Origin of the sequence: Enhygromyxa salina (genome assembly GCF_000737335.2) — a bacterium.
GTDB lineage: Bacteria > Myxococcota_A > Polyangia > Nannocystales > Nannocystaceae > Plesiocystis > Plesiocystis salina_C.
Map to the genome: position 1 here is coordinate 1 of NZ_JMCC02000097.1, position 21227 is coordinate 21227.

The following is a 21227-nucleotide window of genomic DNA, read 5'->3' on the forward strand; positions in this document are numbered from 1 at the left end:
CGAGGGTCCCTCGGAGCGAAACCACTCACCGCTGGCATGTGGTGTGTCGGTCTTCGGGTAGTCCGAGTGACCGGCATCGCTTCGATTGGGGCTAATACGCCGTGAATTTTCGCTCCGAGGGACCCTCGGAGCCCTGGTTGCCGGGCCGTCGTGTTGCAACCGGTATCTCCGCCGCGATCGGGCCATGCGGGGGTCTGCTGGCTGTCGAGCTGAGCTTTCCCTTCGAGGGGGTGACCGCTCTCGCTGGGGGGCGGGTCCGTGCTTGGGGGGTCGGAGGTTGGGTGTGACGGCGGGTGCCCCGCTTCCTTTGGTGTCGTCTCGCTGGCCCGACGGTTTGCGTCTTCGCTCATCTCCACGTGCGTAGATACGGGGGATTGGGGGCCTCCGCGGGCTTGTGTGTGCTCGACGTTGATCGAGCTGCGCGCTTCGATCCGGGCCTTGTGTGCGGTCCACGTGATCGGGTCGCGCGCTCCGATACGAACATGCGGGGGTTGGCTGGCAACGTGTCTGGGGATTGGCGAGGTCGGTGGTCTGTCGGAGCTGGTCTGACGCGAGCGAGCGGCGGCCGCGTCGGGCTCGGAGACAGGCCTCTCGCACGGCTGGGTGCGGGCCAGAAACTTGGGTGCCGCCTATAGTGCGAGGCATGCGGGATGACCTCGTCGCGCGCGTGTCGGCGCTGAGCGAGCAGCACACTCCGGGGCGGGTGTTGGTGCTGGTTCGGCACGCGGTCGCGGGGCGGTGGTTGTCGAGCTTGCTGGCCGAGCGCGGGGCGGTGGTGGGGGTGCGGGTCTTGGATGTCGAGGGCTTGCTGGGTGCGGCGATGCTCGAGTTGGTGGGGGAGATGGTGAGTCCGGTGCGGGCGTTGGCGGCGGTGCGCGAGGCGTTGCTGGGGGATTCGGAGGGGCGCTACGTTGCGATCGCCGAGCAGCCTAGCTACCAGCGCGAGGCTCTGCGTGCGTTCGTGGAGCTCGAGCGGGGGCTGGGGGAGCAATCGTTGGATGGGGTGCTCGAGCGGGTGACGGGCGGCGTGGATGGGCGGGATGCGGGGATGCTGCTGGCGTTTGGGCGGTTTCGTGAGCTGATCCGGGGGTACGGGGGGTGGTGGCGTGGGGAGGCGCCGGCGCGGGTCGTCGCGGGGCGACGTCGGGTGTCGTTTCTGCGGCGGCGCGAGGCGGCGGTGGCGGTGGGCTTTGTGACGCCCCTGACCTCGGCGTGGGAGGGGCGGCTGCTCGACGGGCTGGGGTTCGAGCGGTGGGGATCCGATTTTGGGTGTGGGGATCCGTGCGAAGACCCAGGAAGGCGTCGGGCGCTGGATCTGCGGCTGGCTTGCGCGGGGCCGGAGGCGGAGATCGCCGCGGTGGCTCGCGCGCTGCGGGCCGCGCCGGAGCAAGGTGCGGTGGTCCTCGCGCCCAGCGATGCGGTCCCGCGTTGGGTCGACAGGCTGCGGCACCGCGACGTGCCAGTGCGGGCGTTCGTCGAGCGCCGGGCGGCGAACACCGGGGCGGCGCGGGCGGTTCGAGCGGTGCTGCGGGTGGTGAGCGGGCCCAGCTCGGTGCGCCGTGATGACCTCGAGACGCTGGTGTTTGGGTCCGCGCTGCGGGCTTGGTCGTCGATCGCGGCGCAGCTGGGGATCGACTACCCGCGCTGCCCTCACCCGGGGGATCTGCGAGCGGCGTGGGAGCTGCAGCGGGCGTCGTCGTTCTCGCTCGGGGGACTCGCGGATCGTTTGCGGGCTGGCGGTGAGTCGAGCGCGGCCGCGGTGCGCGAGCGTGGGGCTCGACTGGGCTGGGCGCAGGTCCAGATCGACCAGCGAAGCGCTCGAACACGCGATGCGCATCGGCTGCTGGGCGCGGCGGTCGAGCGGCTCGATGCGCTGGCGCAGGAGTGGAGCGCGGCCGGTCTGCGCGGGCTGCTAGACGACTGGGATCTGCTCGGGCGCGCGGCGGTGCACGGGGTCGCGGGCGCCGAGATGACGGCGGCGCGGGTGGTGATCGACCTGTGCATGCGCGCGCCGGACTCGAGCCTGGGCGCGTCGACGCCGGTCACGTTTGGCACCGATCTCGATCATGCGTTGGCCAGCGCGTCGGCGGGCAGCTGGGAGCAGAGCCGGGCCGAAGGGGGGGGCGGGGGCGCCCCGGTCTGGGTGCTGCCCTACGCCAGCGTCTCAACGGTTGGCCGGCTGCCGCCGCGCTTGTTCTTGACCGGGCTCGACGCGCATCCGCAGCCGCCGGTTCACCATGATCTGATCTCGGACTCACTGCGCGCGAGCCAGGGGTTGGTCGCTGATCGGGCGCGCTTCGTGGCGCAGCTGCGGCAGCTCGACGAGCTGCTGGCCTCGAGCTCGGGTCCGGTGGTGGGCAGCTGGCGGCACCGCGATGGCGCGGGCGCCCGGCGGCCGCCAGGGGCCTGGATCGCTGGGCGCCAGGACGAGGGCACACAGGCGGCGATCGGCGTCGACGCGATCGCGCTGCCGGCCGATGGCGCCGGGCCGTGCGCGCCGCTGGAGGAGATGTTGGCCAACTGGGCGAACGAGCCCCAGCTGCGCCGCCGGGTCGAGGCGATCCGCAGCCACGAGTCGGCCAGTGTCGGGCCACACACGGGCGTGCTGGGCGTGCGCGTTCAGCCTCACGCCCCGTACTCGGCGAGCTCGCTGCAGCGCTACGCCGCGCTGCCGTACCAGTATTTTGTCGAGCGCGTGATCGGGCTGCGCGAGCGGCAGCGGGCGGCCGACTCGCAGGCTTCGCTGCTGGCGACCGAGCAGGGCCAGGTCGTGCACCGAGCGCTCGAGACAGCCCACGCGGCCCGCCTGGCCGCGAACCCGGGCGCGCTGGAGCTGGTGAGCATCTCGGAGCCGCTGTTGGCGGAGGTCCTGGACGCGCTGGCGCAGGGCTATCGCAAGCGGGCAGAGCACGGCCAGGCCGAGGCGATCTGGACGAGCGAGCGCGAGCGCTGGGCGGTCGAGCTGCGCGGCTGGTGGGATCACTGGCAGGTCCGCTTGAACGCGGGCCGGCAAGCGGGCGGCGAGGTGGCGCGCAGCAGCGGTCGCCGGGGCCGGCCCGAGCCGGAGCAGCTGGTGCCGGGGATGTTCTTGCTGGCGGCGGAGTGGTCGCCCGCGCGCGAGGGGGAGTCGAGCTTCGAGCTGGATCTGAGCCTGCGCAAGATCCCCTTCGTCGCGGTGATCGATCGGGTCGAGTTCGATCCCTATCGCAACCGCGTGGATGTCGTCGACTTCAAGACCGGGCGACCCCGCTGGCCGTCCGCGATCGCGGATCAATTGCGGGCGGGCGTGCACCTGCAGCTGCCGCTCTACGCGCTGGCGATCCAGCAGGTGGTGGCGAGCGCGCCCGAGCGGCTGAACCTGCCGCAGCCGGTGCCGGTGGGGGCCCTGCGCCTGGAGTACTTGCAGCGACCGCTGCCGCGCGGCGGCAAGCTGGTGACCCCAGAGGCCCGCGGCTTCGCGCCCGGTCAGCCGCTGGGGGTGGACGCGAGCGGGCAGACCTGGACGATCCTCGGGGCGGCGGCCAGCTTTTGCCTGGCGTTCGTGACCGCGATCGAGGCGGGGCGGTTTCCCGTGGTCGCGCGGGCGCCCGGCCAGCGCAGCTTCGCCGGCGGACGCAGCAGCCGGATCGAAGAGCTCGCCCGCGTGGTCCCCAGCGCCGAGCAACGCCGCACCGGCCTGCCGCCCGCGCTCTCGCCCTTGCCGGATCCACGCAGCGCCCGTGAGGTCGTGCAGTGACGCGACCCAAGCATGAAGCCGGCCGATCTCCCGGCCGGTTCGGGCCGATCTTCGATCCCACGCGCTCGGTCGTGCTGGTTGCGAGCGCGGGCACGGGCAAGACGTGGCGGCTGGTCCGTCGCTACCTGCGGATCATCGCGGGCGTCGAGCGAGCAGGCGCCCCGGCGTGGGCGCGGCCCGACCAGGTCGTGGCGGTGACCTTCACCCGGGCGGCGGCGGCCGAGATGCGCGCGCGCGTGTTCGGAGCCCTGACGACGTCGTCGGTCGAGCAGATCGACCAAGACGATGACCCGGTGTTGCAGGAGATCCTGCAGCTGCGTCCGCTCGCTGAACGGCTGGCCTTGGCCGAGCACGTGGCCCCAGCCCCGATCGGCACGCTGCACTCGCTGTGCGCCCGGATGCTGTCCGAGTTCCCCGAGCTCTCGGGTGTGCCCCCCGACGCGCGCCCGCTCGAGCCGGCCGAGCAGATCCTGGAGCTCGATGCGTTCGTGTCCGGCTGGCTCGACCGCGCGATCGATGACCCCAGCCACCGCGCCCACGCAGCCTGTGTGGAGCTGTTGGGTGCGCATCCGCTTGGCTTCATTCGACGCGAGCTGCGGGCGATGGTCGATGACCGTGACTGGTCGCTGATCCACGCGCGGCCCGATCCCCAACCCACATCGAGTCCCGATCCCCACCCCACATCGAGCGCCCAGGTTCTCGAGGCCGACTGGCGCGAGCCCGACGCGATCCAAGCCGCCCGCGCGCACTTCGTGCGAACCCAGTGGCGCGACTACATGCGCTTCATGCAGGCCCCGCTCGCGCTCTTGTTTCAGGCCTGCGCGATGGCCAGCCAGCAAGCTCGGCTGACGCCGAAGCAGACCCAGCTGCGGGATCTGACCGGCCAGCTGCTGCGCCACCACGTGCCCGAGCCCGATCTCGAGCGCGTCGTGTCGGACGTCAAGGAGCTGGTCACGATGCGGCCAAGCGCGGAGCTGGGCCCACTTGGCGCGGCGCTGCAGCACGTCCGCAACAGCCACAAGGTGCTCTCGACCCGCCGCTCGCGGGACGTGCTGCCGGATCCCCACGGATCGCTCGAGCGCGGCCAGGCCAAGCACCTCGCCCGCTGGGTCGCGCTCGCGGCCCTGGCCCGCGCGGACTGGGCGGTGAGCCTGCGCGAGCGAGCGGTGCTGCGCTACGACGATCTCGAGCTGCTGACGTGGGCGCTGCTCGACGATCCGCGCGCGCAAGTCCACCTGCGTGGTCGCTACCGGCACGTGCTCGTTGACGAGTACCAGGACATCAACCCGACCCAGGCCCAGATCATCGATCGCCTGGCCGAGCTGTGCGGCGAGGACGGGCCCGCGAAGGTGTTCTTCGTTGGGGATCCCAAGCAGTCGATCTACCGGTTTCGCGGGGCGGATCCGCAGGTGTTTCAGCGCGCCGTGGCGCTGCGCGGCGGCGGGGCCAGCGAGCTGCGGGATCAGGACGAGCCGCTCGAGGTCGCGGACATCGTCACGCTGGCCGAGAACCGACGCAGCTCGCCAACCCTGGCCCGGTTCTTCATGCAGCTGTTTCCGCCCTTGTTCGCGGGGGTGCTGCCGTGGGCCAACATCACGGAGCTCGGTCGACCCTTCGAGCTGGCCCGGCTGCGCGACGTGCTGGATCACGCCTTGGTCCAGTGGGACGGCGAGATCGTGATCACGCGCGCGCAAGATCGCCTGCCGGGGCTCGGCGTGGATCTGCTGATCCGGGATCGCGCGCGGGCCTCGGATCACGCGGCGCTCGTGGATGAGGCCGAGCGGGTCGCCGCGCACCTTCGCGGGTTGATCGACGGCGCGACCCAGCAAACGTCGGAGGGGGCGGCGCCCGTCCAGCTGCGCGCGCGGGATCTGGCGATCTTGGTGCCGCGCTGGAGCCTCGCCGAGGGCTACCGCGCGGCGCTGGAGCGGCGCGGCATCGCGGCGGATCTGGCCGGCGGCCGCGGCTTGCTGCTGCTCCCCGAGGTTCGGGATCTGATCAACCTCGTGCGCCTGTGGGCCGACGAGCACGACGAGATGGCCGCGCTGGCGGTGTTGCGCGGGCCGTGCTTTGCGATCTCGGATCTTGGCCTGTACGTGCTCGCGCGCTGGCCGGGCGTCGATCGGCGCGTCCGCGAGGCCGACCCAGATCTGCCCGAGTTCGCCGATCTCGACGAGGTCTGGGAGCCCTGGGACGACGAGGATGAGCAGCCGGACGGGCAGGACGGGCAGGATGAGCCGCAGACCCCAAGCTGGCCGCGCCGGTTTCCCCGACGGATCCGCGAGGTCCTCCGGCACGGTCGCCTGGATCCCGCGCGCGCGCTCGCGGCCCTGGAAGCGGCGGGGGTAATCGCGACCGAGAAAGACGAGACCTCAGCGGACGCGCACGCGCGCCTGCTCGCGCAGCTGCAAGCCGACGCGCGCGCGCTCGAGGCCGGCCGCGCGCGCAGCCTCGCGTTGATGCGCCAAGCCGGCGCCCGCGCGAGCGCAGATCTGCTCGCCGACGCGATCGCTGGGTTTTTTCTAGAAGCGCACTGGCTGGCGGGACCTCGCGGGCGGCGGGCGGTGGCCAACGCGTGGCGCTTCGTCGAGCACGCGCGCACGCTCGAGCACGACGGCCCGGATCTGCAGCGCTTGAGCACGTGGCTCGACGCGGGCGCCGAGCCGGCGGCGGAGGGCTTGATCTCGCCAGAGGCCGACGCCGTCACGATCACGACCTGGCACGGCGCCAAGGGCAAGGAGTGGCCGGTCGTCGTGCTCGCGGGGATCGGGGAATTTCGCGAGGCCGGCGCGCGCACCAGTTGGAGCGGCGCCCCGATCCCAACCATCGACGGCGAGCGCGACGAGCGGATCAACGTGCCGCGGATCCGCCAGCCGCACCAAGGGTTCTCGGCCCCGCCGGATCCTCTGCACGCGCCCTGCACCAACATGCTGGCCCCGCTCGAGGCCGCCGAGGCCAAGCGCCTGCTCTACGTGGCGATGACCCGCGCCCGGGATCGCCTGGTGCTCTCGGGCGAGGCCGACGCGCGCGCCCACGTGCACTACGACGACAAGCCGTGGCTCGGGCTCGAGTACCGCTTCGACATGGGGCCGCTGATCGGCGAGCCGAAGCCGGCGTACCTGTGCAAGCGGCCGATCGAGCTGCTGACCGCCGCGCTTGATCTGCCGGCGGCCAAGGGCACCCCCGTGCTGCGGCCGCGGGCGGCGACGTGGAGCTTGGCGCACCTGCGGGTGATCGATGACGCGATGCTGCTCGCGGGGCTCGAGCGCGGGCACCCCAGCGCTGCCGAGCCGGTCGCGGATCTGCTCTCAGCTCGGGCGAGGGCTTCTCCCCCGCTCGCGGGCGCCAGCGAAGGCAGCGAAGTGTCGACACCCACGCCTGGACAGGCGCCGGAGCCGGAGCCGGAGCCGGAGCCCAAGCCGGAACCACCGCGGCCGGTCTCGAAGCGACGTCGCGCGCCGAAGACCCACCCCGATCAGCTCGGGTTCGCGGCGTTCTTTACCGATCCGCCAGCGCCCGAGCCCCCAGCGCCCGAGCCGGCACCCGAACGAGCACCCGACCCGCCCCCGCCCGCGTCGCCGTGGCTGGCGGGGCCGACGATGCAGCTGTGGACGCCCAGCGCCGGCCGTGCGCCGTGGCCCGTCAGCGAGCTCGAGTGGGACATGCCGCTCCCGGCCCGCCGCCCCGCGCTGCTCGACGACGAGGATCCGCGCGCGCTCGGGGATCTGTTTCACCGCGCGATGGAGCGCTGGGACTTCGAGGGCGAGCCGCCGCGCAGCGCGGATCTGACCGGCATGGTCGCGGTGACCCACGCCGCGCGCGACCCGAGCGAGCGGCGGCGGATCACGACTTGGCTGGTGCGCTGCATCGAGCTGTTCGCCGAGGACCAGCCGCTGCTCGACGAGTTGCGCGAGGCTCGAGCGCGCGGCCAGCTATTTCACGAGGTCGACATCAACGCCTTAGTTGGCGAGGCGACCCGGGATCACTGGATCAGCGGCCGCATCGATCTGCTGTGGCGCGACGGCGAGGGGCTGTGGAACGTGCTCGACTACAAGGTCACCAGCAAGGTCCGCTCGCGCGCGCAGATGCAGGAGCTGCAGTGGGAGTACGGGCCGCAGCTGCTCTTGTACCGCGAGGCGCTCGCGCGCTGGCGGCCGCGCGGCGAGGTCCAGTACCTGGGCCGCTTTGGGCTGTGGTTGGCGCCAGCGGGCAAGCCGATGTGGCTGATCTCCAAGATCTCCGCAGACGCCCAATAGTGCGGTACGAGATCGGGGTCATGCGTAGGCTCGAGTACAAAGACGCCAAGTCACACAAGTTCTGGGAGCTCGACATCGAAGGCGACGCCTACACGGTTCGCTACGGCAAGGTCGGGACCGACGGGCAGACGCAGACCAAGACCTGCGCGTCGCCGGCCAAGGCCGAGGCCGAGGGCACCAAAAAGCTCGAGAGCAAGATCAAGAAGGGCTACGCCGAGGTCGCGGTCGACACGGCGGCGGCGGCCAAGCGGGCCGAGGCCGAGGGTCCGCGCAACCCCGCGCTCGAGGCTGGGATCTTCGATAACCCGACCAACGACGAGGCCTGGCAGGTCTACGGGGACTGGCTGCAGGAGCAGCACGATGTTCGCGGCGAGCTGATCTCGTTGGATCTTCAGCGCGCGCAAGCCAAGGGCGCGACCAAGAAGCAGCTCGAGGCCCGGATCGCCGAGATCGAGGCCGAGCACCGCAAGGCGTGGCTCGGCGGCTTGGCCAAGCACCTGAGCCACGAGGGCATCGATGAGGTAGCGAGCTTGGTGTGGTCGCGTGGCTACATCGTCAAAGCGAGCGTGGGCGGCACCGACGAGGACTGGAGCGGCGCCTCGCCGGACACGATCCTGCGCGCGCTGGTCAAGTCTTCCGCGGCCACGTTCTTGGCGGAGCTCTCGATCGGCACCACCTATGACGATGAGGACTGGCGCGGCGTCATGGACAAGAACGTCCAGGCGATCACCAAGGCCGGCAAGCTCGAGGCACTGACCAGGCTGTCGATCGCCGACACCGGCGGGTACTGGGACATCTCCTCGACCTCGGTCGGCGACGTGACCAAGGTCTTGCCGGTGGTCCCGCGCTTGCGCAGGCTGTATGTGCGCGGCGGTGAGATCGAGCTGTCGCAGCTACACCACGATCGCTTGGAGTCCGTGACCCTCGAGACCGGCGGGCTGCCGCAGACCACGGTCCGCGCGGTCGGCAAGTGCAAGCTCCCCGCGGCCACCAACTTGGTTGTGTACTTCGGCAGCTCGGACTACGGCGCGGGCGGAACGATCTCGGATCTGGCGCCGCTGTTCACGGGCAAGGGCGTACCCAAGCTACGCCAGCTCGGCCTGTGCAACGCCGAGTTCCAAGATGACATCGCGCGCGAGCTAGCCAAGAGCCCGCTGCTGGCCCAGCTCACCCGCGTGGATCTGTCGCTGGGCACCATGACCGACGCGGGGGCCCAGCACATCTTGGACGCCGCGAAGCAGTTCTCGCATCTCGAGGCGCTCAACCTCAGCAACAACTTCATCTCGGCCGAGATGTGTGCCCAGCTCACGGCCGCGCTGCCCCACACCGCCGTCGACCGCCAAGAGGAGCCTTACGAGTACAACGGCCGGCTGAGCTACTACGTCAGCGTCGGCGAGTAACGGGGGTCGTCTCTGGACCCCCACATAGACCTCAGACTGCTGGCGCGTCTGCCGTCAGCGAGGTGCGAAAGTCTCCGTGGGGGTTTCAAGGCCACCCGAGCCCCCTTTCCAGGGGGCCACACATGCGACCGCGCACAAACAGCCCCGAGGAGCGAAGCGACCAGACGCGAAGCGGCTGCCGTCGGCGAAGTCTAAGGTCCATGTGGGGGTATAGGATATTGTCGGCGTCGATGACGTCGACGAACGATCGTCCCAACATTCGCGCCGCTCACGGCTCCGCGCTCACGTGCAAGGGCTGGGTGCAAGAGGCCGCGCTGCGCATGCTGATGAACAACCTCGACCGCGAGGTGGCCGAGGCGCCGGAGGAGTTGGTCGTGTACGGCGGCACCGGCAAGGCGGCGCGCTCGTGGCCGGACTACCACCGGATCGTCGCGTCGCTGCGCAGCCTCGAGGATGACGAGACGCTGCTGGTCCAGAGCGGCCGCGCGGTCGGGATCTTCAAGACCCACGCCGACGCGCCGCGCGTGCTGCTTGCCAACTCGCTGCTGGTCCCGAAGTGGGCGACCTGGGAAGAGCACAATCGGCTCGCGGCCTTGGGCCTGACGATGTTCGGCCAGATGACGGCCGGCAGCTGGATCTACATCGGCACCCAGGGGATCTTGCAGGGCACCTACGAGACCTTCGTGGCCTGCGGGCGCGATCGCTTCAACGGTGATCTCGCCGGCAAGCTGATCATCACGGGCGGGCTTGGGGGCATGGGCGGCGCGCAGCCGCTGGCGGCGACGATGGCGGGCGCGGCGTGCCTGTGTATCGAGGTTGATCCAGATCGGATCGCGCGGCGGGTCGAGCACAAATATTTGATGCGCAGCACCAGCTCGCTCGACGAGGCGCTGGCCTGGCTGACGGAGGCCCGCGCGAACAAGCAAGCGCTGAGCGTCGGGCTCGAGGGCAACTGCGCGCAGGTCCTGCCCGAGCTGGTCCGGCGCGGCGTGATCCCCGACATCATCACGGATCAGACCTCGGCCCACGATCCGCTTGGCGGCTACGTGCCGGATGGGATGAGCCTGGCCGCCGCGCTCGAGCTGCGCGCGCGTGATCCCGACGCCTACGTGCGCCAGTCGATCGCCGCGATGGGCCGGCACGTGCGAGCGATGCGGGACATGCAGGACGCTGGCGCGGTCGCGTTTGACTACGGCAACAACATTCGGGCGTACGCGGTCGAGGCCGGGGTCGAGGACGCGTTCTCGATCAAGGGCTTCATCCCCGAGTACATCCGCCCGCTGTTTTGCGAGGGCAAGGGCCCGTTTCGGTGGGCCGCGCTGTCGGGCAACCCCGCGGACATCCACAAAACGGATCAGGCGATCCTCGAGCTGTTCCCCGAAGACCAGGCGCTGCGTCGCTGGATCGAGCTGGCCGGTGAGCAGGTCGCGTGGCAGGGGTTGCCGGCGCGGATCTGCTGGCTTGGCTACGGCGAGCGGCACCGGGCCGGGCTGAAGTTCAACGAGATGGTCGCCAGCGGCGAGCTCGAGGCGCCGATCGTGATCGGTCGGGATCACCTCGACTGCGGCTCGGTCGCCTCGCCCAACCGCGAGACCGAGGCGATGAAGGACAGCTCCGACGCGGTCGCGGACTGGCCGATCCTCAATGCGTTGATCAACACCGCGGCCGGGGCCAGCTGGGTGTCGGTGCATCACGGCGGCGGCGTGGGGATGGGCTACAGCATCCACGCCGGGATGGTCGTGGTCGCCGATGGCACCCCCGACGCAGCCAGGCGGCTCGAGCGCGTGCTCCACAGCGACCCGGGCATGGGCATCGTTCGCCACGTCGACGCCGGCTACGAGCAGGCGATCGAGTTCGCCAAGCGCTACGGGGTGAAGATCCCCGGGACCACGGTGATCACCGAGCCGGTGTCGGACACCTGGCCCAAGGAGCCGGGATGACCGGCGTGTCCACCACGATCGCGCTGACCAACGCGGCGCAGATGTTGACCCTCGCGGGGGATGAAGCTGCCCGGGCCGGCGCGGCGATGCGCGAGCTCGGGATCCTCGAGCACGCGACGCTGGTGATCGAGGACGGGCGGATCGCGTGGGTCGGCACCCACGCGGAGTTCACCGCCAAGCTCGCGGCCGGCGAGCTCGCGGCGCCGCAGGTCACCCACGACTGCAGCGGCGCGCTGATCATGCCCGCGCTGATCGACACCCACACCCACTTGGTGTGGGCGGGCCACCGCCGCGACGAGCTCGAGCTGCGTCTGGGCGGGGCCGACTACGAGCAGATCTTCGCGGCGGGCGGCGGGATCTTGTCGAGCGTGCGCCAGACCCGGGCCGCGAGCGAGCAGCAACTCTACGAGCAGAGCCTGGCTCGGATCACGCGGATGCGCAGCTGCGGGGCCACGACCTTCGAGATCAAGAGCGGCTACGGGCTCGACCTCGAGTCCGAGCTGCGTCAGCTGCGGGTCGCCAGGCGCCTGCGCGACGAGGCTGGGTTTCGGATCAAGGCGACCTGCCTGGCGGCGCACGCGATCCCCGAGGAGGCGCGCGGCAGCGATGACGCACGCGCCGCCTTCATTGATCGGATCTGCACGCAGATCTTGCCCGCGGTGGTGGGCGAGGGCCTCGCCGACTACGCCGACGTGTTCTGTGATCGCGGCGCGTTCACCAAGGCCGAGGCGCGCAAGGTGTGCGAGGCGGCGCTGCGGCTCGGGCTCGAGCTGCGCCTACACGCCAACGAATTTGGTCACACGGGCGGCGCCGAGCTGGCCGCGGAGCTTCGCGCGCGCTCGGCCGACCACCTGCTGCATCTTTCTGACGAAGAGCGCGCGGCGCTGCGCGAGGCCGGGGTGGTCGCAACATTATTGCCGGGGACCTCCCTGGTGCTCGGCAAGCCCTACGCCAACGGTCGGGCGCTGATCGAGGCGGGCGTGCCGATCGCCGTTGCGACCGACTGCAACCCGGGCTCGTGCGCGCTCGAGAACCTCGCCGTGGTGCTGGCCCTAGCCTCCTATGGCTGCAAGCTGACGCCGGCTGAGGCGGTCGTGGCGACCACCCACAACGCGGCCGCGTCGCTGGGCCTGGCCAGCGAGGTCGGCCGACTCGCACCCGGGCTCAGCGCGGATCTGTTGGTGATTGCGTCCAACGACTACCGAGAACTCGTCTATCATGCTGGTTCACCGCTCATCCGCGAGGTTTGGTCTCGCGGTCAACGAGTGGATCGAGCACCCGTGTGAACGCCGACACCCAACCGCTCTTGGCCAAGCGATACGCCTTGGTCCCCGGGGTCGGGGTCGGGACGATGCGCTTCGGCGACCGCGTGACCGAGCACCCCGAGCTGGTGCTGCGGGATCCCGAGCCCGAGTACGGCGCCGAAGAGGGCTACGCCGAGTACGGCGTGACCGGGCTGGAAGAGACGCTGATCATCTACGTCGACGGCGAGGGCAAGGTCGACTCGGTCAGCTTCTACGAGTTTTGCATGGTCGACGGGCGCAACTTGATCGGCATGGGCGTGGGCCAGCTGCTCGTCACGCTGGGCATGCCCAGCAACATCGACGCCGAGAAGATCGGGCGTGACGTGGAATTGCTGTACGCCTACGAGCAGCTGGGCCTGACGATCTGGACCGTCGAGGGGGAGGTCTGCGTGGTTCAAGCTGGCGGAGTTGGATAGCAAGTCATGACACCCACATGGAGTTTGGGCAGTCACGGGGTTGGGTGGTTGGTTGGGTGCGGTGGGTTGGGTGCCGATGGGGCACCGTGCACGGGCTGCAGACGGTCCCAACCCGGCTAGGTCTACTCCAGTCTCGTGACCCCGCTTCCTCTCGTGTCTTCTCACTGGCCCGGCCTGGCTTCTCTTCGTTAATCTCCACGTGCGTAGATACGCCGGGTTGGGACCGTCTGCGGCCTTTGTGCACTCTACTCCTGACGTGGTGTTCGCCGATCCGAACTGGCGGGGGGCACTCGTTGAGTGGAGGAGGTGGGCCACTTGTCTTTTTGGGGGGCCTAACCACAGCACCTGTCGGTGAGCCTCGATCATCGCGAGTCGAGCTCCTTGGTGAGTCACTGACCAGGTCCGTGCGCTACGGCGTCGCGAGAAAGCGACCGAACACGCGCCGCCGATCGCGTGCTCGGAGCGGAGAGAACCTCACGCTCGACGTCGAGCGCACAAAGGCCGCAGATGGTGGCAACCCGGCGTATCTACGCACGTGGAGATTAACGAAGAGAAGCTTGGTCGGGCCAGTGAGAAGACACGAGAGGAAGCGGGGTCACGAGACTGGAGTAGACCGTAGCCGGGTTGTCACCATCTGCAGCCGTGCGCGGTGCCGCATCGGCACGCAACCCACCGCGAACAACCACCCCAGCCCCAGCCCGTACAGCGGGACGAACACGGCGGTGCCCGAGAAGTCAGCCCCCCAGCTCGGCGTGGGTCGTTGGCACGTTGATGCTGCTGTGGATCCAGTCCCACAGCGCGTAGCCCTGAAACGGCTCCATCGTGACCGCGGCCACGGTCTCTTCGACCGTCAGCCCTTCGTCGACGGCGATCTGTACTTCGTCGACGAGGGTGTCGAGATAGTCGATCGAGAAGTCGAAGTCCTCGACGCCGAGCGGGTGGCTGTGCCCGGGGACGATCGTGGTGTCGGCGGGGACCGAGGCCTTGACCGCCGCGAGCGTGGCGCGGACCGCTTGGGCCTGACCCTCGAGCAGCCACGGCAGCGCTGGCGCCTCGGCAATTAGCGGGTTGCCGGTCCACAGCACCTTGGCCGCGGGCACGTGCACGAACAGGTCACCCTCGGTCTGGCCAAACCCGTGGTACTGGGCGACGACGACGACGCCGCCAAGGTCGACCGACCAGCCGGCGTCGGTCACCAGCACGTCAGCGGCGACGGCTGTCGCCTCGCCGATGCCCTGGTCCGCGCCGAAGCCCGCCTCCATGAACGCGACGTCCTCGGCGAAGTGATCCGCGATGTACTCGGCCGTGCGGGCGTGCTGGACGATCTGTACCTCGTCCGGCAGGTACGCGTTTCCGAAGCTGTGATCCCCGTGGAAGCTGGTGTTGATCGCGTAGAGGATCGGCTTGTCGGTCTGCTCGTGGACCAGATCGATGAGCTGACAGAACAGCTGGCGGTTGACCATGGTCTCGATCAGCAGCACGCCGTCGTCGCCGATCACGAACCCGCCGCTGGTCGCCAGCGGGATCCCGGCCGCGGCGTAGTCCTTGGCGTTGGCGTCGTGGACCTCGAACACGCGGGGGCTGAGCTCGTGGGACTCGAGCGTGACCGCGTTTGGCGTCCACGCGTACATCGGGTTGGGGTCCGTGATCGTGAATTCATCATCGCAGGCGACGAATTCCTGGGGCTCGCCCGCCGTGTCGCCGGACTCCGAGGTCGAGTCCGCGTCCGAGGTCGAGTCGGTGCCTGTGTCAGCGTCCGTGCCGGAGCCGGGCTCCGTGCAGGCCGCGAGCAGCAAGAAGGAGGGGAGGATGGTGCGCAATAGGGTGTTCATGAGGTCCGTTTCTCAGCCTAGGACCGAGGCTCGGCGCTGATTAGACCCTCACGAGGCACGAGACTCCTGACTCTCAGGCCGGAATCACGGATAACCGCTACGCTGCCCAGGGCGCCCCAGGCCACGCACCATGAGTCAGCTCGTCGAGATTGAGACCTTCGTGACCGTGGTCGAGGCGGGCAGCTTCGCGGCGGCCGGTGAGCAGCTGGGGATCTCGAGCTCGTACGCCAGCAAGTTGATCACCCGGCTCGAGGATCGGCTTGGGGTGCGGCTGCTGCATCGCACGACCCGCAAGCTGACCCTGACCGAGGCCGGAGCCGTCTATCACGAGACCTGCGCCGAAGGTCTGAGCTTGCTGTCCCACGCGCAGGACGACGTCACGGCCTTGCAAGCGACGCCGCGCGGGCGCCTGCGGGTCAGCCTACCGACGAACCTGGGCGTGACCTGGCTGGCGAGTTGGATCGCCAATTTTGGCCGGGACAACCCGGAGCTGAGCCTCGATGTCGTGTACTTGGATCGCGCGGTCGACCTGCTCGCCGAGGGCTTCGACGTCGCGGTTCGAGCGGGGTCGCTGGATGACAGCAGCCTGATCGCCAAGCGCCTGGCCGTGGCTCACCGGCTCGTCGTGGCCAGTCCGCGCTACCTCGAGCGCGTGGGCGCGCCGAGCTCGCCCGAAGAATTGAGCGAGCGCGCGTGCTTGCTCTACTCCAACAGCCCGACCCCAGCCAAGTGGTCGCTGCAGGCGGGTGAGCAGCAGCGCACGGTCAGCGTGTCGGGACCGATGACGGCCAACAGCGGCGCGGCGCTGCTGAAGGCCGCGATCTGTGGGCTTGGGATCGCATGTCTGCCGGACTTTCACGTCGCCCCGGCGCTCGCCGACGGCCGGATCGTGCAGGTGCTCGACGCGTGGACCTGGCCCGTGCCGATCCACGCGCTGTACCCAAGCCGACGGCACTTGCCGGCCAAGGTCCGCGCGTTCATCGATGCCTTGGCGGCCTACATGACCACGCCGCCGTGGCTGCGGCCGCCGAGCTGCTGATCCCATGGCGGCGAGCGTGAGCAGCGCGAGGTCGGCGCGCGAGCATGACTTGGCGGATCTGCCCGCCAGTAGCCAACGATCACGCTCTGATCATCACGCGCGAGGGGCCGAGTTTGCCAGCGGGCGGGCGCTCTGCGATGTCTGCGTGGTGAAGGTACACCCCAAGCTCGCGCGCGCTCGCGCCAAGCTCGAGCGCAAACTGATCCGCGGCTGGGAACGCGCGGTGTTCAGCGCACCGCAGACAGCGGACGGCAGCCACGAACAGCGCGTCGTCGAAGGTCCAGGCCCGCTCGAGGCCAACGATCCCCGCGCGGCGTCGCTGGTCGTCGCCCTGATGCACGAAGCCGAGGCGGCCGCCAGCGCGGGCTTGGTCAAGCACGCCTATGTGATCGACGCCCGGCATCGGCTCGAGGTCGACGCGCGCCACGGTCACGTCAAGCAGCGCGAGCTCGACGCGCAGACCGTCGACAAGATCATGGGCGGCAAGGATCGTGCGTTGCGACCGGATCGCAGCGCGGATCTGCTGCGGGCGATCGGGATCATGAACGCCGACGGCACGATCTCGGCCCGCAACGCGAAGAAGTACAAGCAGGTCAACCACCTCGTCGAGCTGTGCCGGCCGACCTGGGCTGGCCGGACGAGCGAGCAGCCGCTGCGGATCGTCGATCTCGCGTGTGGCAACAGCTACCTGAGCTTCGTGCTGCTCGAGGCGCTGCGGCTCGAGGGGATCGAGGCGCGCTTGCTCGGCGTGGATCTGCGCGAGGACGTGGTCACGACCAGCCGCGCGCGCGCGGACCAGCTTGGGTTTGGCGAGCAGGCCCGGTTCGTGGTTGCGAGCTTGGAGTCGCTCGAGCTCGACGCGGTCCGCGACGGACTGGGTGGGGCGCCGGATCTGGCGATCTCGCTGCATGCGTGTGACACCGCGACCGACGCGGCGCTGACCCTGGCGGTCCGGGCCGGCGTCGAGTCGATCCTGTGCGTGCCCTGCTGCCAGGCCGAGCTCGCGCGGCAGCTCGGCGAGCCGAAGTCGCGGGCGCGCGCGGGCGCTGCGTTGGTCCCGGCGACCGTCGAGCAGGGCCTGCTGCGTCGCTCGCTTGGCGAGCTGCTGACCGACGGCCTGCGCGTGGAGCTGCTCGAGGCCTGCGGGTACGAGCTCGGCGTGCTCGAGTTCGTGGCCAGCAGCCACACACCCAAGAACCTGCTGCTGCGAGCCAAGCGGGCGCGCAGCTTGGCGCCGGCGCAGTGGCGGCTGGACCCGGTTCGTGATCGCTGCGCGCAGCTTGGCGTCGATCCGGCCTTGCTCCGGTCGCTGACGCAGCTGGCAGAGCAGGCAGCGCAGGCAGAGCAGGGCGACCGCGATGGCGCCGAGCCGGAGCGGACCCCATCGAGCTGAGTTGGACCGTGCCTCGACCGTTGAACATCGTGTTGGCCGCGGTCGCGGGGCTCGGCGCCATCGCGGTCGCCAGCTACCTCGCCTGGCCCCGCGATCCGGTCAGCCGCGTGACAGTCAACGACCCCGCCCAGCACTGGGCGCGCGAGGGCTTCGTGGAGATGGTCCCCCCGATCCAGCTGCCAAGCAGCACGGCCGACGCGACCGACGTCGTGGTGTGGCTGCGGATCCCCGACGATGGGGTGATCCAGACCCGGTGGAGCGAGGCGCGGGCCGGCTGGGTGTTGGTGTTTCCGCCCGGGACCGTGGCCGATCGGGTCGAGCAGCGGGGATCCGGTCCTGATCGCAGCGTCGTCGACGTGCGCGGGACCAGGCTTGGCGAAGGCGATGACGAAGGCGACCCGCCGCAAGAGTGGATGCACACCCTGCGGCGCGCGGCGTCGGGCGTGAACGCGCCGTTGTTTGGCTACGAGTGGCCGCGCTCGGATCCCGCCGCACACCAACGCGCGACCGATCTACTGCTCGAGGAGCTCGCGACCCTGGCCCCGGCCTCCAAGATGTCAGCGGAGCGTCGGGATCGGTACTTGGCCAGCATCCGTCGCAAGAACGAGTGCGCCAGCTGCCACACCCACGAGCGGCCCGACAACGCCGTCGAGGGGGCGCACGGCTTGGTCAATCGGGGCACCGACGCGAGCGGGTTCTTCACGCCGCAGACAGTGCTCATGGACGCCGTCGTGCTCGAGAGCTACGGGGGCGTCGATCCCAACCTGAGCGATCCCGCGGTCACGATCGTCTGCCCCGACGGGACGGCGCCAACCCACAAAACGGGCAAGGGCAAGCGTGTGCGGGCGGTCTGCCCGGATCGGGGGGTCCCGGTGGCCACGCTCGACCATGCGCGAATTGACGCCCCCCGCCTGACAAAGCTGTGTCGGGCCCGACGCTATCTGCACGAGCATCTCGATGAGCAAGGCCAGCGGGTGTTCGCGGACGCGCTCACCCCCTGTGAACGGCTCGAGTGACGCGCGCTTGCGCAGACCGGGGCGAACGGGCTCGATCATGATACAAGGGCCGGCCCGGTAACCGCTGCGAGCTCGCTCGCGTAGGCGGGCCGGATCTTCCCCCCAACCGACACTCATCGAGGATAGAATGAAAAAAGGCCTAATTTCGATTCTGGAAGCCGCCGCGTTTGCAACGGCTGTCATCGTGGCACCTGGCTGCGACGACAAGGAAAATGAAGAGACTCCCAAGACGGAGGAGACCGAGGCCGGCTGTCCGGCGCCCACCAGCACCGAAGCTGGCTGCCCCGGCACCGAAGCTGGCTGCCCCGGCACCGAAGCTGGCTGCCCCGGCACCGAAGCTGGCTGCCCCGGCACCGAAGCTGGCTGCCCCGGCACCGAAGCTGGCTGCCCCGGCACCGAAGCTGGCTGCCCCGGCACCGAGGACACCGGCGGCTGATCTGCTCGACTGTTTGGGCGACGAAGCTCGCCCAAGCTGAAAACCGCCTCGGCTGCCGTCCAGTGACTCGGTTGCCAAGGCGCCAGCATCCGGGCGAAAACCTCGCCCGGAGCTGAACCATTTCGCTGCCTACGGTGAACCAATCTACGAAGGCGTCGGCGAGCGGGCGAGGAGCCCTCGCCCGAGCTGAAGACAGCCCAGTACGCGGCGCAGGCATCGGCCTGCGCCGACGTCACTTCTCGGAGATCCTCGAGCACGAGCGCCCGCTCGATTTTCTCGAGATCATCCCAGAGAACTACGTCGGCAAGGGCGGCCGCTATCTACACATGCTCGACGCGTGCGCCGAGCGTTGGCCGATCCTGGCGCACGGCGTGTCGATGTCGATCGGCGGCCCGGATCCGCTCGATCACGAGTACCTGGCCGCGCTCCGCCAGCTGCTCGATCGGATCGGCGCGCCGTTCTACACGGATCACCTGTGCTTCGCGACGCTGGGTGGCCGCACGACCTTCGATCTGTTGCCGCTGCCCTTCAACGAGGAGGCCGTGCGCCACACCGCCGCGCGGGTGCGCGAGCTCGCCGACGCGCTGGATCGACCGATCGCGCTCGAGAACATCAGCTACTACGCGCAGATGCCCACCTCGGACCTCGATGAGGGCGCGTTCGTGTCGGCGGTCATCCAAGAGGCGGACTGCATGCTGTTGCTCGACGTCAACAATGTGTTCGTCAACGCGCGCAACCACGAGCTGAACCCGAGCGAGCTGCTGTGGCAGCTGCCGGTCGATCGGGCCTGTCAGATCCACCTGGCCGGCCACAAGCTCGAGGGCCCGCGCCTGCTCGACAACCATGGGGCGCCCGTGTGTGAAGAGGTTTGGGCGCTGTACCGCGAGGTGATCGAGCGCTGCGGCCCGATCCCAACGCTGATCGAGTGGGACACCCAGATCCCCGAGCTCGCGGCGGTCCTCGATCAGGCCGACCTCGCCCGGGTGATCTTGGACGAAGGGCAACCATGAGTTCGCTGCCCACCAAGAACCAGTCGACGAAGGCGTCCGCAAGCGGGGGAGAAGCCCTCGCCCGAGCTGAACCCACTCTGGAGCGCTTTTACGGCGAGATCGCGCCCTTCTTGTTCGGTGAGACCAGCGTGGGCGCGGTCGAACAGCGCCTGGGTCGTTCGGCGTCGGGCTCGGACAACCTGGAATTTTATCGGGTGCTGGTCAGGCGCAACTTCGACCGGATCCTCAGCGAGCTGTTTGTCTCGGTCCACACGCTTGTCACTCGGGATCACCCAGGCCTGTGGCCACAGCTGGTGAGCGACTACCTGCAAGCAAACCAGACCGGACCGCGCGACCCCAACTTGTTCGGGCTGGCGTTCTCGGACTTCTTGGCGGCGCGGCGTGACCAAGGCGGCGGGTACTCGCCCGCGCTCGAGGAGCTCGCGGACTATCACATGTGCAGCTACTTGGCCGCCTCGGCGCAGGACGACCCTGAAGAGGGTGATGGGTTCGAGGTCCGGCTGTTCGTGCGTGGCTACACCTTCCCGGTCATCGAGATCGCCAAGGCGCTGGCCAAGGATCGCGCGACGCCGCTGCCCGAGCCGCGGCCGGCGACGCTGTTCATCTATCGATCCTTGCACCCGCCCCACGCCGTGCGGATCCACTGGCCCACCGCGCCGCAGCTGGCAGCGCTCGCGCGGCGGCAGGGCGTGGCGCTGCCGGCCAGCCTCTCCGGCTTCGAAGTTGACGCGGTCGACGACGGCCTCGCGCAGCTGATCTCCGCGGGCGTGCTGCGAGCCGAGCTGTAACCGCGCGCGTGGTGGTAGCGTCGGCCGGGCATGACTGCCTTCGCCGACAAACTCTCCGTGCTCGCCTTGTGCTGTGGACTCTCGCTCGCGGCCTGCGATGGCAGCGGTGATGGTGAGACCGCTGGCGAGGCCGAGACCGGGACCGAGACCGAGGCCGGAGAGACCGGCGAGCCCAGCGTCGACGCCGAAGCGGTCGCCGCGGCCGCCATCGACTATGGCAGCTTCGAGCAGATCAACGCAGTCGCCGCGGCCAGCCAGCACGGCCTCGCCGACACCGTGAACATCTGGGTCCCCAGCGAGTACGCGGGCATGTACCGCAGCGTCGACCCCGGCGATCCCAACGCGACCGCCTCGTTCCCCGCGGGCGCGCTGATCGTCAAGGAGCACCTCAACGCGAACGCAGAGCCGGTCGGGCTGACGATCATGTTCAAGGGCCCCGCCGGGTACGACGCGGAGCACGGCGACTGGTGGTGGGCCAACGCCTCGCTCGACGGGGAGCTCAATGACCAGGGCGCGGTTGGCTACTGTATCGGCTGTCACACGCCGCGGGCCGACGCGGACTGGGTGTTTGGTGTCGCCCCCGATCTGCAAGGCTGAGTTCGCTGCCTGGGGTGAACCGGTCTACGAGTGCGTCCGCAACCGCCGAGAAACCTGGCCGGGG

General features: G+C 69.8%; 14 protein-coding genes. 13 read left to right on the top strand and 1 reads right to left on the bottom strand.

Going from position 1 to position 21227, the window contains the following annotated elements:
- Positions 1 to 643: 643 nt before the first annotated feature.
- The 6 genes from DB30_RS42875 to DB30_RS30725 all read left to right on the top strand — a co-directional run bounded on the left by DB30_RS42875 (position 644) and on the right by DB30_RS30725 (position 13052).
- Positions 644 to 3736, top strand: coding sequence for a PD-(D/E)XK nuclease family protein (locus DB30_RS42875; RefSeq protein WP_052555709.1), 3093 nt, complete (start codon positions 644 to 646; stop codon positions 3734 to 3736).
- The gene (locus DB30_RS30705) at positions 3733 to 7992 is read left to right on the top strand and encodes a UvrD-helicase domain-containing protein (protein WP_052555711.1); all 4260 of its coding nucleotides are present in this window, start codon (positions 3733 to 3735) and stop codon (positions 7990 to 7992) included. Before DB30_RS42875 ends, DB30_RS30705 begins: the two co-directional genes overlap by 4 nt.
- A 20-nt stretch (positions 7993 to 8012) precedes the next feature.
- Entirely contained in the window at positions 8013 to 9392 is a 1380-nt protein-coding gene (locus DB30_RS30710; RefSeq protein ID WP_146661333.1) for a WGR domain-containing protein, read from the top strand.
- A 230-nt stretch (positions 9393 to 9622) separates the two neighbouring features.
- The gene (hutU, locus tag DB30_RS30715; protein ID WP_052555742.1) at positions 9623 to 11332 is read left to right on the top strand and encodes a urocanate hydratase; all 1710 of its coding nucleotides are present in this window, start codon (positions 9623 to 9625) and stop codon (positions 11330 to 11332) included.
- The gene (hutI, locus tag DB30_RS30720) at positions 11329 to 12618 is read left to right on the top strand and encodes an imidazolonepropionase (RefSeq protein WP_052555715.1); all 1290 of its coding nucleotides are present in this window, start codon (positions 11329 to 11331) and stop codon (positions 12616 to 12618) included. Before hutU ends, hutI begins: the two co-directional genes overlap by 4 nt.
- Positions 12619 to 12638: 20 nt before the next feature.
- Positions 12639 to 13052, top strand: a complete 414-nt coding sequence (locus DB30_RS30725; protein ID WP_146661335.1) for a hypothetical protein — start codon at positions 12639 to 12641, stop codon at positions 13050 to 13052.
- Positions 13053 to 13786: 734 nt separating this feature from the next.
- On the opposite strand, the gene DB30_RS30730 is transcribed toward DB30_RS30725, so the two are convergent.
- Positions 13787 to 14884, bottom strand: a complete 1098-nt coding sequence (locus tag DB30_RS30730; RefSeq protein ID WP_052555719.1) for an MBL fold metallo-hydrolase — start codon at positions 14882 to 14884, stop codon at positions 13787 to 13789.
- A gap of 130 nt (positions 14885 to 15014) precedes the next feature.
- Here DB30_RS30730 and DB30_RS30735 point away from each other — a divergent pair, with 130 nt between their 5' ends.
- The 7 genes from DB30_RS30735 (at position 15015) to DB30_RS30765 (ending at position 21163) form a co-directional block, all read left to right on the top strand.
- Positions 15015 to 15923 (top strand): LysR family transcriptional regulator, encoded by a 909-nt coding sequence (locus DB30_RS30735; RefSeq protein WP_052555721.1) that lies wholly within the window; start codon positions 15015 to 15017, stop codon positions 15921 to 15923.
- Between the two features lie 145 nt (positions 15924 to 16068).
- Entirely contained in the window at positions 16069 to 17316 is a 1248-nt protein-coding gene (locus DB30_RS30740) for a class I SAM-dependent methyltransferase (protein ID WP_165704031.1), read from the top strand.
- 8 nt (positions 17317 to 17324) lie between these two features.
- Positions 17325 to 18332, top strand: coding sequence for a hypothetical protein (locus DB30_RS30745; RefSeq protein WP_146661337.1), 1008 nt, complete (start codon positions 17325 to 17327; stop codon positions 18330 to 18332).
- Between the two features lie 184 nt (positions 18333 to 18516).
- Positions 18517 to 18768, top strand: coding sequence for a hypothetical protein (locus DB30_RS30750; RefSeq protein ID WP_052555727.1), 252 nt, complete (start codon positions 18517 to 18519; stop codon positions 18766 to 18768).
- Positions 18769 to 18902: 134 nt separating this feature from the next.
- On the top strand, positions 18903 to 19778 hold the full coding sequence (bufB, locus tag DB30_RS30755) for an MNIO family bufferin maturase (protein ID WP_146661341.1): 876 nt from the start codon (positions 18903 to 18905) through the stop codon (positions 19776 to 19778).
- Complete coding sequence (locus DB30_RS30760) at positions 19775 to 20566, top strand: hypothetical protein (protein ID WP_052555729.1); 792 nt, start codon at positions 19775 to 19777, stop codon at positions 20564 to 20566. Before bufB ends, DB30_RS30760 begins: the two co-directional genes overlap by 4 nt.
- 30 nt (positions 20567 to 20596) lie before the next feature.
- Entirely contained in the window at positions 20597 to 21163 is a 567-nt protein-coding gene (locus tag DB30_RS30765; RefSeq protein WP_052555731.1) for a cytochrome P460 family protein, read from the top strand.
- The last annotated feature ends 64 nt before the right edge of the window (positions 21164 to 21227 follow it).